The 13,948-nt window shown below is 69.9% G+C and carries 13 protein-coding genes; 8 read left to right on the top strand and 5 right to left on the bottom strand.

Features of this window, described 5'->3' with window-relative positions; translation table 11 throughout:
- The first annotated feature begins 73 nt into the window (after positions 1-73).
- From ACU6XJ_RS15910 to ACU6XJ_RS15885, 6 genes are all read left to right on the top strand, one after another.
- Positions 74-979 carry a glutaminase gene (locus tag ACU6XJ_RS15910; protein ID WP_476311741.1) on the top strand — a complete coding sequence of 302 codons (906 nt, stop codon included), beginning with the start codon at positions 74-76 and terminating at the stop codon, positions 977-979.
- A gap of 96 nt (positions 980-1,075) precedes the next feature.
- Positions 1,076-2,152 (top strand): alpha/beta fold hydrolase, encoded by a 1,077-nt coding sequence (locus ACU6XJ_RS15905; RefSeq protein WP_476311738.1) that lies wholly within the window; start codon positions 1,076-1,078, stop codon positions 2,150-2,152.
- A gap of 74 nt (positions 2,153-2,226) precedes the next feature.
- Entirely contained in the window at positions 2,227-3,840 is a 1,614-nt protein-coding gene (locus ACU6XJ_RS15900) for an AMP-binding protein (RefSeq protein ID WP_476311736.1), read from the top strand.
- Positions 3,837-4,454: a TetR/AcrR family transcriptional regulator gene (locus ACU6XJ_RS15895; RefSeq protein ID WP_476311733.1), complete on the top strand. Its 618-nt coding sequence runs from the start codon at positions 3,837-3,839 to the stop codon at positions 4,452-4,454. The genes ACU6XJ_RS15900 and ACU6XJ_RS15895 overlap by 4 nt, the downstream gene beginning before the upstream one ends.
- 60 nt (positions 4,455-4,514) lie before the next feature.
- Positions 4,515-5,969 carry an acyl-CoA synthetase gene (locus ACU6XJ_RS15890; protein WP_476314050.1) on the top strand — a complete coding sequence of 485 codons (1,455 nt, stop codon included), beginning with the start codon at positions 4,515-4,517 and terminating at the stop codon, positions 5,967-5,969.
- Positions 5,970-6,042: 73 nt separating this feature from the next.
- The gene (locus ACU6XJ_RS15885; RefSeq protein ID WP_476311730.1) at positions 6,043-6,663 is read left to right on the top strand and encodes a hypothetical protein; all 621 of its coding nucleotides are present in this window, start codon (positions 6,043-6,045) and stop codon (positions 6,661-6,663) included.
- Between the two features lie 354 nt (positions 6,664-7,017).
- Here ACU6XJ_RS15885 and ACU6XJ_RS15880 read toward each other — a convergent pair whose 3' ends face one another.
- Together ACU6XJ_RS15880 and ACU6XJ_RS15875 are read right to left on the bottom strand one after the other, a co-directional pair.
- Positions 7,018-7,326, bottom strand: coding sequence for a TFIIB-type zinc ribbon-containing protein (locus ACU6XJ_RS15880; RefSeq protein ID WP_476311728.1), 309 nt, complete (start codon positions 7,324-7,326; stop codon positions 7,018-7,020).
- A 94-nt stretch (positions 7,327-7,420) separates the two neighbouring features.
- Entirely contained in the window at positions 7,421-8,341 is a 921-nt protein-coding gene (locus ACU6XJ_RS15875; protein WP_476311725.1) for an aminoglycoside phosphotransferase family protein, read from the bottom strand.
- 191 nt (positions 8,342-8,532) lie between these two features.
- Here ACU6XJ_RS15875 and ACU6XJ_RS15870 point away from each other — a divergent pair, with 191 nt between their 5' ends.
- Positions 8,533-10,215 (top strand): S8 family serine peptidase, encoded by a 1,683-nt coding sequence (locus ACU6XJ_RS15870; protein ID WP_476314048.1) that lies wholly within the window; start codon positions 8,533-8,535, stop codon positions 10,213-10,215.
- A 49-nt stretch (positions 10,216-10,264) separates the two neighbouring features.
- Here the strand turns inward: ACU6XJ_RS15870 and ACU6XJ_RS15865 are convergent, their stop codons facing one another.
- Complete coding sequence (locus tag ACU6XJ_RS15865; RefSeq protein WP_476311722.1) at positions 10,265-11,023, bottom strand: hypothetical protein; 759 nt, start codon at positions 11,021-11,023, stop codon at positions 10,265-10,267.
- A gap of 123 nt (positions 11,024-11,146) precedes the next feature.
- On the opposite strand from ACU6XJ_RS15865, the gene ACU6XJ_RS15860 reads away from it, so the two are divergent.
- Positions 11,147-11,338, top strand: coding sequence for a hypothetical protein (locus tag ACU6XJ_RS15860; RefSeq protein ID WP_476311720.1), 192 nt, complete (start codon positions 11,147-11,149; stop codon positions 11,336-11,338).
- 48 nt (positions 11,339-11,386) lie between these two features.
- Here the strand turns inward: ACU6XJ_RS15860 and ACU6XJ_RS15855 are convergent, their stop codons facing one another.
- Both ACU6XJ_RS15855 and ACU6XJ_RS15850 read right to left on the bottom strand, forming a co-directional pair.
- Complete coding sequence (locus tag ACU6XJ_RS15855; RefSeq protein WP_476311718.1) at positions 11,387-12,598, bottom strand: acyl-CoA dehydrogenase family protein; 1,212 nt, start codon at positions 12,596-12,598, stop codon at positions 11,387-11,389.
- A gap of 26 nt (positions 12,599-12,624) precedes the next feature.
- Positions 12,625-13,914 carry an acyl-CoA dehydrogenase family protein gene (locus ACU6XJ_RS15850; RefSeq protein ID WP_476314046.1) on the bottom strand — a complete coding sequence of 430 codons (1,290 nt, stop codon included), beginning with the start codon at positions 13,912-13,914 and terminating at the stop codon, positions 12,625-12,627.
- Positions 13,915-13,948 lie beyond the last annotated feature (34 nt).

Raw genomic sequence — 13,948 nt, 5'->3', positions numbered from 1 at the left:
TCCCAAGTCCGGGAAAGGGTGGGGTCAGGGCCGGACTTAGGACACAAAGTCCGGAGAACTGGGAGGAGACGCGGTGCGAGAGGTTTTGGAGGATGTGCGGCGCACCGTGGCGCCGCATCTCGGCGCGGGGGTGCCGACGTCCCACATCCCGGCGCTGGCCTCGGTGCGGTCGGACAGCTTCGGGCTGGCCTACGCGACCGTGGACGGCGAGATCGGGGGTTTCGGGGACTGGTTGCAGCCGTTCTCCATCCAGAGCATCTCCAAGCTGTTCTCGCTGGCGCTGGTGCTGGCCGCGGACGGGGAGCGGATCTGGAGCAGGGTGCGGCGGGAGCCGTCCAACCACCCGTTCAACGCCTTGTCCCAGCTTGACCACGACGCGGGCATCCCCCGCAACCCGTTCGTCAACGGCGGGGCGCTGGTCATCGTGGACCGGCTGCTGGACCTGGTGCCCAGCGCGCACGACGCCGTCGCCGAACTGCTGCGCGCCGAATCGGAGTCGTCCACTGTGGACTTCGACACCACGGTGGCCATGTCGGAGTTGGCCAACAACCACCGCAACGCCGCCATCGCGCACCTGATCGCCGACAACGGCAACCTCAACCACGCCGTCGAGCAGGTGCTCACGCACTACGTGTGGCAGTGCTCGATCGCGATGAGCTGCCGGGATCTCGCGGTGGCCGGGCTGTTCCTGGCCAAAGGCGGGGTGCGGGCCGACGGCAGCAGGCTGCTGTCGCAGAGCGCCACCAAGCGGCTCAACGCCACCCTGCTGACCTGCGGCACCTACGACGCGGCCGGGGATTTCGCCTACCGGGTCGGGCTGCCCGCCAAGAGCGGGGTGGGCGGCGGCATCCTGGCGGTCAGCCCTGGCCGCGGCACGGTCTGCGTGTGGAGCCCCGGCCTGGACGCGCAGGGCAACTCCGCGGCGGGGGTGATCGCCTTGGACCGGCTGACCACCACCACGGACTGGTCCATCTTTTAGAACCGGCGTGAGTCAACTTACATGCACGCGTGTAGGTAAGTGAGCAAACACCCAGCTAGCATGGGCTATATCCAAACCCCGACCGGTGGAGCCAGGATGCGGTTGTTGCCGATTCCCGATGCCGACACCCTGCTGCGGGCGGCCACCAATGTGGGCGACCGCATTGTGCGCGGCGGCCTCGCCGATCTGCGCAGGATGCCGCGAGAGGCCATCGACACCGCACGCAGGCGCACCGTCTACCGGTACCTGCCGCTGCCCGAGGTTCCGCCGCGGGCGGGCGAGGCGCCGGTGCTGCTCGTTCCGCCGCTGGGCGCGCCCGACTTCGCCTTCGACCTGCGCCGCGGGTGCAGCCTGGTGGAGCACCTGCTGCGGCAGGGCCGCGAGGTCTACATCGTCGACTACGGGCCGATCGCCTTCGCCGAACGCGACCTCGGCATGGATTTCTGGGTGGACAACGTGATCCCCCGGGCGATCCGCACGGTGCACAAGCACGCGGACCGGCGCAAGGTGCAGGTCGTCGGCTGGTGCCTCGGCGGACTGTTCACGCTGTTCACCGCTGCGGCGCACCCCCGACTGCCAATCAGGTCCACCACTGCTATCGCCAGCCCCTTCGACGGCAAGGCGATCCCGTTCCTGGCGCCGCTTCGGCCGCTGGGGGCGGTGTCGCACACCGTGGTCGACGGTCTGTACCGGGCGATCGGCAGCTTCCCCGCGCCCGTGGTGTCCTGGGCGTTCCAGATGTCGCGGGTGGACAAGTACGTCACCAAACCGCTGGTACTGCTGTCCAAACTGGACGATCGGGACTTCCTGGAGCAGGTGGAGGCCGTCGACCACCTGATGCGCAACATGCACGCCTACCCCGGCCGCACGTTCGGCCAGCTCTACCACGCGTTCATGCGCACCGAGCAGCTCTACAGCGGCTGCTTCACCATCGGCCAGCGCGAGGTGTGCGTGGCGAAGGTGAAGACGCCGACGCTGATCGTGGCGGGCAGGCACGACGTCATCGCGCCGGTGCGGGCCGTGCGGCACGCGGTGGACCTGCTCACCAAGGCCCCCGAGGTGCGGTTCGAGACCGCCCCCGGCGGCCACCTCGGCGTGCTCACCGGGCGTCAGGCACGGGACACCACCTGGCTGCACCTGGACAAGTTCCTGGACGAACACGCACAGCTGTAGAACCCCGTAAAAGCTATGGGTTCGACACTTATCTGCACGGCCGCAGGTATGTTTGACTGCCTGGCATGGAGCCGTTGAGCTGGTTGAACGGGTTGCTGCGCAAGGCGGGCACGGAGGCGCGTGCCCTCGGGACGATCGCGGCGGCGGGCCTGGTCCGCCTCGACTCCCCCGGCACGCTGCTGGGCGCCGGGCTGAGCCTGACGCGCTACGGGATGCTGGGCGGGCTGGTCCGGCTGTCCGCGCTGCGGCACGGCGCCAAGTCGGCGGTGGTCGACGAGACCGGCTCGATGAGCTTCGCCGACCTGGACGAGCGCTCCAACGCCGTCGCCAACGGGCTGCGCACCCTCGGCCTCGGCGACTCCGACGTGGTGGGCATCCTGTGCCGCAACCACCGCGGCTTCTTCGACGCGTTGTTCGGCTGCGCCAAGCTCGGCGCCAGGACCGTGCTGCTCAACACCGACTTCGCGGGCCCGCAGCTTCGTGAGGTGTGCGCCCGCGAGGGCATCTCGCTGCTGATCCACGACGAGGAGTTCGCGCCCATCGCCGCGCAGGCGGACCTCGCCCATGGCCGGTTGACGGCGTGGACGTCCACGCGCGGCAGCGACACGCTGGAGGCGCTGATCGACGAGAGCGACCGCCGGATGCCGCCCGCCCCGGCGGGGGAGGCCGTGCTGGTGGTGCTGACCAGCGGAACCACCGGCACGCCGAAGGGCGCGCAGCGCAAGGTGGGCGGCTCGCTCGCGATCCCCGCGGGGCTGCTGGGCAAGATCCCGTTCCGGCCCGACCAGGTAACGCTGGTCGGCGCGCCGCTGTTCCACGCCTGGGGGCTGCTCACCTCGACGCTCAACCTGGCGCTTGGCTCGCAGATCGTGCTGACCCGCAGGTTCCAGCCCGAAGCCGTGCTCGCGCAGCTTTCGGAGCACCGGTGCACGGGGCTGGTGGTGGTGCCGGTGATGCTCCAGCGGCTGCTGGCGCTGGACTCGCTCGCCGCCACCGACCTGTCGCGGCTGCGCATCGTGGCCTGCGCGGGCTCGCAACTGTCCGCTGAGCTGTGCCGCAGCACGTTCGCCGCACTCGGCGAGGACGTGCTGTACAACCTGTACGGCTCCACCGAGGTCTCCTTCGCCACCATCGCCACCCCCGAGGACCTGGTGGCGGCGCCGGGCTGCGCGGGCAGGCCGCCGCTGGGCTCGGTGGTGAAGATCCTCGACGACGAGGGTGTCGAGTTGCCCGCAGGTCGGACCGGGCGGATCTTCGTGGGCAACCCCAGCCAGTTCGTCGGGTACACCGGCGGGGGCGGCAAGCAGGTGATGTCCGGCCTGATGTCCAGCGGCGACGTCGGACACTTCGACGCCGACGGCAGGTTGTTCGTGGACGGGCGCGACGATGACATGATCGTCTCCGGCGGGGAGAACGTGTTCCCGCAGGAGGTGGAGGAACTGCTGATGACCCTTCCCGAGGTCACCGAGGCCGCGGTGATCGGCGTGCCCGACCCCGACTTCGGCCAGCGGCTGCGGGCGTTCGTGGTGCGCGAGCCCGCCGCGGAGCTGGCCGAGGAGCGGGTCAAGGAGTTCGTGCGGTCGAACCTGGCGCGCTACAAGGTGCCGCGCGAGGTGGTGTTCCTCGACGAGTTGCCCAGGACGCAGACCGGCAAGGTGCGCCGCAAGGCGCTGCTGGAGTACGCGTGACCCGACGGACCCAGGCCGAGCGCAGGGCGGCCACCCGCGCCGCGCTGCTGGAGGCGACGCTGGACTGCCTGGCCGAGCACGGCTACGCGCAGGTCACCACCAGCCAGATCGTGGCCAGCGCCGGTGTCACCCGGGGCGCGCAGGCGCATTACTTCGCCACCCGCGAGGAGTTGTTCGTCGAGGCGTTGCGCTACGCGATCGACGTGATCATCACGGAGGTCCGCGTCGAGTTCGGGGCGGGCCGGACGATCACCCTGGCTGAGCTCCCGGCGGCGCTGCTGGACAAGCTGTGGCAGGTGCACGCAGGCCGGGCGTTCCTGGCGAGCGTGGAGCTGTGGGTGGCGGGCCGCACCGATCCGGTGCTGCGGAAGATGATCGCGCGGTTCGACCAGGACCTGAACGCCTCGATCCGGGCCGCCGCGGCGGAGGTGGCGCCGGGGCTGGCGGCGAGCCCGGAGTTCCCGGCCGTGGTGGGCACCGTGCTGGCCACCATCCGCGGGCTGGCGCTGCTGCGGTTCTTCGGCAGCCCGGACGTGGAGAAGCTGTGGGAGACCACCCGCCCGCAATTGGTAAGCCTGATCGAATCGCATCCGGCAGCCGGGCTGTTGCGTTAGCGCAATCGGACTGCTCCTCCCCATTTCCCGCCGCAATCCCCCTAGGGTTGAAGTGTGCTGATGTTTCCGCTGCTGGTCACCGCCGCCGACGATGCCGACGCCGGGGCGAAGGAAGCCATCCGGTTCGGGGCACGGGCGCTGAGCTACCGCGAACTCGCCACCACCGTGGGCGGCCTGGCCGGGGCACTGCGCGGGGTCGACCGGGTGGCGGTGTGGGCGACGCCGAGCCTCGGCACCTGCCTCGGCGTGTTGGCGGCACTCGCCGCGGGCGTGCCCGCGGTGCCGATCAACCCGAAGTCGGGCGAGCGGGAGTTGCGGCACATCCTGACTGACAGCTCCCCCGCGGCGGTGTTCGCGGAGCCGGGCGTGGAGCTTCCGCCCGGATTGGCGGCACTGCCCAGGCTGGACGCCGTGCCGGGACCGGGCGGGCCGCTGCCCGCGGAGCCCGCGGCGGAGGCGCCCGCCCTGATCGTCTACACCTCAGGCACCACGGGGGCGCCGAAGGGCGTGGTGCTGCCGCGGCGTGCGATCACCTCGAACCTGGACGCGCTGGCCGAGGCCTGGGCCTGGACCGATGAGGACGTGCTGGTGCACGGGCTCCCGCTGTTCCACGTGCATGGGCTGGTCATCGGCGTGCTGGGACCGCTGCGGCTGGGCGGCACCGTGCACCACCTCGAGCGCTTCTCCCCCGACGCGGCGGGCGCGGCGCTGGAGGGCGCGGCCACCATGATGTTCGGCGTGCCGACCATGTACCACCGGCTCGCCAACGAGGCGGAGCGTGACCCCGCGCTGGCCGAGGCGGTGGCGAGCGCGCGGCTGTTGGTGTCGGGATCGGCGGCGCTGCCGGTGTCGGACCACCAGCGGCTGACCGCGGTCACCGGGCAGCGGGTGGTGGAGCGCTACGGCCTCACCGAGACGCTGATGAACTGCGCGATCCGCGCTGACGGCGAACGGCGGCCCGGCTACGTCGGCACCCCGCTGCCCGGCGTGGAGGTCCGGCTGGTCGACGAGTCCGGCGACGTGCTCGACACCAGCGACGACGAGTCGGTCGGCGAGATCGAGGTGCGAGGCCCCAACCTGTTCCTGGAGTACCTGAACCGGCCGGATGCCACCGCCGCGGTGCTGCGGGACGGGTGGTTCCGCACCGGCGATGTCGCCACCCGCGCCGCCGACGGCTACCTGCGGATCGTGGGGCGCAAGGCGACCGACCTGATCAAGAGCGGCGGGTACAAGATCGGCGCGGGCGAGATCGAGAACGTGCTGCTGGAGCATCCCGGCGTCGCGGAGGTGGCGGTGACCGGAGAGCCCGACCCCGAACTCGGCGAACGGGTGGTGGCGTGGGTCGTTCCCGCGGGCACCGCGCCCGAGGCGGCGGAGCTGGCCGACTATGTCAGCACGCAGCTTGCGCCGCACAAACGGCCGCGCCGGGTGGCGTTCGTGGACGCGCTGCCCCGCAACGATTTGGGCAAAGTGATGAAGGGCAGGCTGTCGGGCTCGAGTGGCGACCACCGGTAGGCAGTGGCCTGCCGCGGTGCGGGTTCTCGCCGGTTGATCATTACCGCTCGACAGTGCCGGTAATCTTGGGGGCGTGGGTCAAGAAGCCAGATCAGCGACGGACGCACTACAGCAACTACTCGACCTGCACGGGGACGTCGGACACCACTACCGGGCGACCGCCCAGTTGTGGGACCGGCTGAACTCCAAGCAGGATCGGCACCGGCTTGACCCGCGTTGGCGGGACATGCGGGCGTTCTCGCGCGATCTGGACGAGGCGGTCGACGCGCTGGACGAGGCCGAGATGGAGTTGCTGGCCGTCTGGGCGCGCATCTCCGTCGGCGTCGCCCGCGGCGCGATGCAGGTCGCCACCGCCATGGTGGCCGACGAGGAACCGCAGCGCAGCCAGGTGCTTGGCACCGCGGAGGAGGACGCCGACATCCCGGCGCTGGTCCGCGAGCTTCAGGAATTCGACGTGGTCAAGGTGGTGGAGGCCCTCGGCCACGACCGCCGCGACGCCGACTACCTCGACGACGTCAAGGAAAGCGTCATCGAGTCCCTCGCCGACGCCCACCGCCACCTTCGCGGGCAGCCTGGCTCGACCCTGTCCGCCGCGGCCGAGGCCAACATCGTCAGCGAGACCGGCGAGTCCTGCGAGGCGCTGGGCGACCTCGCCAACGGCCTGCTGACCCTGGTGAGCCGCAACGCCGACTGACCGGTCCTCAGCCGAAGCGCACGACCTCGCACGGGAAGTCCCTAGAAGAAGGGTTGCGCCCACCCAACCGCTTCACGCCGACTTGAGGTCGAATCCATTCCTTATTTCCCTCAGCCCGGGAAATGCGGTGATTTTGCAGTTCGGCGTCGATTTTCGTAATCAGTCAGTCAGCCTGATCGGCGATCCCGGTGGTCCGACCGCGAACAAGATCCCGCCGTCGGTCTTGCCGGTCGACCCTGTTGGGGATGTCGAACGACCGGAGCTCCCGGTCGCCCGACATTCCATCACACCCCTCACCCGGCGCTCAGCCGGTGGAACAACGGCCGGCGCTCGGGGTTTGGCGTCCTGAACCCGTCAGGAGGAGAAGAGGAGCTTGCCGAGGCCGCGCTGCTTGTGGTGGCCGTGGCCGTGGTAGTAGTGCGGCTGCGGGGCGCCCCAACCGGGCTGGGCCGGGTAGGCGGCGGGTGCCGGATAGGCCATCGGCGCGGCGGGGTAGGCCGCGGGCGGGGCGGCGGGAGGCGGCGGGGGCTGCACCTCGAGGCGGGACAGCGACTCAAGCTCGCCGTAGTCCAGGAAGATTCCTCGGCAGCCGTTGCACTGCTCGATCTGGACTCCGCTGCGGTTGTACGTCTGCATCGCGCCTTGGCACTTCGGACACTGCATCTGTGCTCAACTCCTCGCCATGGGGCCCTGATGGCCACCGACTATCCGCGCAATCTGCCGCAAACAGGTAGCAATATGCGCTGATCACCATACGTCAACCCGCAACGGTGGCTTTGGCGATCCTGCCGCAAGCCGCGACAAGCGCCTCTTCCACGTCATCCAGCCGACGGTCCTCACGCGCGGCCTCGACGACGCCGCGCGCTGCTGACTGAACTACCAACGCTTTGGCGGGTAGGTCGAGTTCCGCCCATGGGTCACCCGAGGGCGGAATGGCGGGTCCGCCCGCGCCGCGATAGGCGGACAGGAAGCGGTCCCAACTGGTCGGGTCCAGCAGACCCGCCGCGTACCAGCCCGCGGGTCTGCCCAGGTCCCAGGCCGGGTTGCCGACGCCGAGGTCGTCGACGTCGATGAGCAACCAGTTGCCGCCGCGCTGCACAAGCTGGCCGAGGTGCCAGTCCCCGTGCACCAGCCCCGGAGACTTGGGCGGAGGCGGCGGCGCCTTGTCCAGCGCCCAAGCGGGCAGCCGGTCGGCGGCGGCGAGGATCTGCCGGGCCGCGGCGATGCCGGACACGGCGGTGAGCCGCCGCAGGGCACGCGCGACCCGCTGCGGCCCGCCCGCGGGCGGCGTCCTCGGCAGCGGGGACGGGGTGCGGTGCAGCCGGGCGAGCAGCCGGGCGGCGGGCTCCCAGGGGGCATGCTCCAGATCGTCGTAGCCGATCGGGCGGCCCGATGGCCAGCGGGTGACCAGCCGCCCCTGCACGTACTCCAGCCGGGCGGGCAGCGGCGGCAGCAGGATGCCCGCCACGCTGGGATGGGCGGCGATGGCCAGCCGGGCGCGGACCGCGGCCTCGTCGGTGTCCGGTGCGTGTCCCTTGACCACAACGTCCCCGGCGCGCACCACCACGGCGTCCCGCCGATTCGACAGGATTTCCGGCTCCGGCTGCCGCTGGTCGGCGCAGCGGGCGAGTTCAATCAGCTCAGTCAGAAAGCTCGCCTCGGGGAATACGGAAGTCACCACCATAGTCAAGCATCAATTCCTCGAAGCTCGGGAAAGGTCTCAGCTCGATTGAGATGTATTGACTTCCCGGTATTCGCGAGGTTTGTTCACCCCGGTGACCCGTGTCCCGGGCCACACCGAGGGAGATCGAACAGGAGCCATTGACCGTGGGGATCACACGTACCCTCGCACCGTTGGCGATTACGCCGATGGTGCTCGCACTGCTGGTGGCAGGAGCCCCAGCCGGTGCGGTGCAAGACAACGACACCGCGAAGGCCGAGTACACCGTTCTCGTCGAGGACGGCGCCAGCAAGGACGCGGCGGTCAAGGCGGTGCAGGCCGCGGGCGGCCAGGTGCTGCGCGAGAACGCGGCCGTGAACGCGCTGGTCGTCCAGGGACCGGCGGACGACTTCATCGACAGCGTCGGCAAGTCGGACGCCGTGCTCGGCGCGACCAAGTTCCGCGCCATCGGCCAGGCGCCCAAGTCCGGCAAGGTGCAGGGACCGAAGCTCCAGGACAAGGTCGAGAAGGAGAACGTCGGCCAGAGCCGCTCCCAGGGCGAGGCAGCCGCACCCGCTGGCCTCGACCCGCTGGACGGCAAGCTGTGGGGCCTGAACATGGTCCGGTCCGACATGGCCCGCCAGAAGCAGCCCGGTGACAAGCGGGTGCTGGTCGGCGTGCTGGACACCGGCGTCGACGGCAGCCACCCCGACCTCGCGCCCAACTTCAACCGCGAGCTTTCCCGCAACTTCACCATCGACATCCCGCAGGACGAGAAGGGCGCCGTCGTGGACGGTCCCTGCGAGTACCGCGGCTGCGTCGACCCCGCCGACACCGACGGCGGCGGCCACGGCACCCACGTGGCGGGCACCATCGCCGCCGCCGCGAACGGCTTCGGCGTCTCCGGTGTCGCACCGAACGTGTCGCTGGTGAACATCCGCGGCGGCCAGGACTCCGGCTACTTCTTCCTGCAGCCGGTGCTCGACGCCCTCACCTACGGCGCCGACGCGGGCCTCGACGTCATCAACATGTCCTTCTACGTCGACCCGTGGCTGTACAACTGCTTGGCCAACCCGGCCGACACCCCGGAGCAGCAGGAGGAGCAGCGCACCACCATCGAGGCGATGAAGCGGGCGCTGAACTACGCGCACCGCAAGGGCGTCACCCTGGTCGGCGCGCTGGGCAACAACCACGAGGACCTCGGCAAGCCGCGCACCGACACGACCAGCCCGAACTTCCCCTCGGAGTCGACGCACCCCCGCCCCATCGACAACGCCACCTGCTGGGACCTGCCGACCGAGGGCCCGCACGTGATCGGGGTTGCCGCGCTCGGCCCGTCGAGCAAGAAGTCGGACTTCTCCAACTACGGCCTTGAGCAGATCTCGGTGGCCGCCCCCGGCGGTTACTTCCGCGACTACTTCGAGGACAAGACGAAGCACCGCACCAACGAGAACATGATCCTGTCCACCTACGCCCGCAACATCGCGCTGGAAGCCGGTCACATCGACGCCGACGGCAACCTCACCGAGGCGGGCAAGACGGCGGGCATCGTCAAGTACTGCAACGGCGACACCTGCGCGTTCTATGAGTACCTGCAGGGCACGTCGATGGCATCCCCGCACGCGGCGGGTGTCGCGGCGCTGATCGTCAGCCAGTACGGCAAGGGCGGCCGGGCAGGCTTCGGCCTCAACCCCGACCGCGTCGAGAAGATCCTCTACGGCACCGCGACCAAGCGCCCCTGCCCCACCCCGCGCACGGTCAGCTACGCCAACGAGGGCCGTCCCGCCGAGTTCGACGCCACCTGCGAAGGTGACACCAAGTTCAACGGCTTCTACGGCCACGGCATCGTCGACGCCTACGGCGCGGTGACCCGCGGCGGCTCCATCAGGTAATACCGCTTCGCGGACCGGGGGTGGCGGGGCTTTCCTGCCGCCCCCGGCTCTATGTGGCGCAGTTGAGGGTGGCGGCGTGGCCGAGGGTGCTGCTGGTGGTGCCGTTCTTGCGTTTGACGATCAGGCGGGCGGCGTTGATGTAGCCGCTCTCACCTGACTGGGCGGGTTGGCCGGTGGCGTCGGTGGGGACCTGCTCATTGAGGATCAGCGTGAAGCCGGGGCCCTCGATCACGGTGCCGGGTGCGGGTTGGGCGGGGATGTCGGCGTGTTTATTGCCCATCAGCGAGACGTAGCCGCCAGCCGAGGAGAAGGTGAAGCGGACCGGGCTGCCGGGGACGGTGGTGGCGGTGACGCGGTAGTCCTTGAGATAGACGCCGAACGGGGACATCGACATCGGGTTCGGCGGCTGTGGGTTGTTGGGGTCGTGGGGGCGCTGCATGTAGGGCAGGCCGTGGTCCATCACGGCGCCTGACGAGGTCGCTGTGATGCCGTCTCCGTCGTTCACGGTGGTGCGCAGGCTGAAGCCGTGGCCGAAGGGGATGTTGCCGGGCTTGAGCTTCGTGTCGCCAGGGCCGCTGTCCGCCGACGCGGCCGCACCCGCCACGCCGGGGTGGTGGCTGGCGAACATGGGGGTGTCCGACTCGGTCTCGAAGTCCTTGATCCGCAGCGCCCACGCGTGTGCCTGCGCCCCAGGGCAGGCCGACTGCACGACCGACCCCCAGTCGTCGGCGGGCTCGGCCGCGCCGGAAGGGACTGCCAGGGTGGTCATCAGCAGGACGGCGATTGCGTTCCGTGTCGGCCTGATCACGCGGTGACGCTACCGGCAATCTGTCTGGCGCAGCGGGAAGTTCACCCGGTCTCGTGGCGTGGCAGTCGGATCACGGTTCGGACACTGCCCGAAAAGTTCCTTTTGGGCGTCTACCGTGGTGTTGTGAAGCGCAAACCGCTGTTGATCGGCGGGGCGATCGCGGGAGCGGTCGCGCTCGCTGTCGCACTCTCCGACTGGAGCGCACCGGAGGCGGCCAAGAGCCGAAAAAAGCCGTCGCAAGCCTGGCAGGAGACTCGGCAGGGGACCTCGTTCCTCGCCGACCTGGTCACGATCTTCACCGTCGACGACGAATGAAAACCGGCCCTCTATCCACAAAGGACAGAGGGGCCGGCGGTCAGGGTGTCACTTCAGTTCGGCGGAGGACTTGCCGAGGAGGCGACGGGCCACGATGAGCTGCTGAATCTGCTGGGTGCCCTCGAAGATGTCGAGGATCTTCGAGTCGCGGCTCCACTTCTCCAGGAGTTCGCCCTCGGTGTAGCCGAGGGAGCCGCACAGCTCGACGCAGCGCAGGGTCACCTCGGTGCCGATGCGGCCCGCCTTCGCCTTGGCCATCGAGGCCTGCAGCGAGTTGGGCTTGGAGTTATCGGCCATCCACGCCGCTTCCAGGGTCAGCAGGTAGCCGGCTTCCCAGTCGGCTTCCATCTGGAGGAACGCGGCGGCCGCGGCGGTCTGGAGGTTGGCCGGGCGGTCATAGTCGATCTTGATGCCCGCCTCCTCCAGCACCTCGCGGGTGCGGTCCAGGGCGGCCCGTGCGCAGCCGACGGCCATGCCCGCCACCAGGGGGCGGGTGTTGTCGAAGGTCTGCATGACACCGGCGAAGCCCTTTTCGGTGTCGATCTCGGGGCTGCCGAGCAGGTTGTCCTTGTGCACCCGCACGTTGTCCAGGACGAAGTGCGCGGTGTCCGAGGCGCGGATGCCCAGCTTGTGCTCCAGGCGGACCAGCTTGAAGCCGGGCGTGCCCTTCTCCACGACGAAGGACTTGATCGCGGCGCGGCCCTTGGACTTGTCCAGGGTGGCCCACACGACCACGGCGTCGGCGCGCTCGCCGGAGGTCACGAAGATCTTCTCTCCGTTGAGCACGTAGTAGTCGCCGTCCTGGCGGGCGGTGGTGAGGATCGCCGCCGAGTCCGAGCCGCAGCCGGGCTCGGTGATGGCCATCGCGGCCCACTTGCCGCCGAAGCGCTTGAGCTGCTCGTCGGTGGCCACCGAGGCGATGGCCGAGTTGCCAAGGCCCTGGCGGGGCATGGACAGCAGCAGGCCGACGTCGCCCCAGCACATCTCGATGATGCCGAGCACCGTGGAGAGGTTGGTGCCGTTCTTGACGGACTTGTCGTCCTTGGCCTTGCTGTCGCGACGCACGCCCGCCGCGCCGTGGCCGCCCTCGCCACCGGCGTTCATGCCGTCGATCAGGGCCGCGAGCGCGTCGAGTTCCTTGGGGTAGGTGTGCTCGGCGACGTCGTACTTGCGGGAGTTGGCGCGCAGGAACTCCGCGGCCACCTGCTTGGTCTGGTTGAGCAGACCCTTGAACTTGTTGGGAACCTCAAGGTTGATCATCGTCGTCGTCCTCGTCCGTAGCGCCCTCAGATGAGGACGGCGCCTTCCATCAGGCCGACCGCGCGCAGGTCTCGGTACCAGCGCTCAACCGGGTGTTCCTTGACGAAGCCGTGCCCGCCCAGCAGCTGCACGCCGTCGCTGCCGATCTGCATGCCGCGCTCGGCGCACAGCTTGCGGGCAAGGCCCGCCTCGCGGGCGTAGGACTTGCCCTGCTCGGCGCGGCTCGCGGCGCGGTAGGTCACCAGCCGCATGCCCTCCTGCTCGATGGCGATGTCGGCGACCTTGAAGGCCACGCCCTGGCGGTGGCTGATCGGCTCGCCGAAGGCGGTGCGCTCGTTGACATACGGGGTCACGTAGTCGAGCACGGCCTTGGCGGTGCCGACCGACAGCGCGCACCAGCCAAGGCGGGACAGCCGGATGGCCTCGGTGTAGGCGTCATTCTTGGCCAGCAGGGCGTTCGCGGGCAGGTTGACGTTCTCCAGCAGCACCTTGCCCATGCTCGCGGCGCGCAAGCCCATGGCGGGCTCGGCCTCGATCTCCAGGCCCTGGGTGTCGGACTCCACCAGGAACAGCGCGGGGCCGGAACCTTCGAGCTCGGCGGCGATCACGAACAGCTCGGCCTTGGCGGCCAGCGGCACCAGCGACTTCACGCCGTTGAGGGTGTAACCGCCGCCGTTGCGGCGGGCCTTGGTGCGCAGCGTGAACGGGTCGAACAGGGGCTGCGGCTCCTGCACGGCCAGCGCGGCGGCGGGCACGTCCTCACCGGTGAAGGAGGGCAGGTAGGTCTTCTGCTGGGAGTCGTCGCCCCACAGCACCAGCGAGGTGCTCACCGCGGACGGCGCGAGACAGGCCAGCGCGAGGCCCATATCGCCGTGCGCGAGCGCCTCGGCGATCAGCACGTTGGTGACGGCGGAGCGCTCGCTGCCCGCACCACCGAGCTCCTCGGGGATGCCGATCAGCGTCACGCCCAGCTCGCTGGCGGTGGCCAGCAGCTTGTCGGGGGCGGCGCAGGCGGCGTCGGCACCCGCGGCGGCGGGCCGAAGCTGCTCCTCAGCGAACTCCGCGACGGTGTCGCGGATCATCTGCTGCTCGTCGTCCAGCGTCAGGTCGAACAGGCCCCGGTTGGCGGGCTTGGCGGGCCGGGTCGGGTCACCGCCGCCCTGAACCTTTTTGAAGGTGCGGCCGGCCGCACCGAGGGTGCGGAAGCCCGCCTTGGTGGCCTCGAACACCACGCGCTCGGTCGGCTTGCGCAGCCCCAGCCTGTCGATGACCTGGGCGCCACCCAGTTTGTTGAGCACGGCGAGCCCGTACCCCATGAGGTCCCGGCGCCCCGCGCCGTTGCTGCCATGT

This window comes from Actinorectispora metalli, from assembly GCF_056323685.1.
The sequence above is the reverse complement of the archived record's forward strand: the minus strand, read 5'-3'. Positions and strand labels throughout refer to the sequence as shown.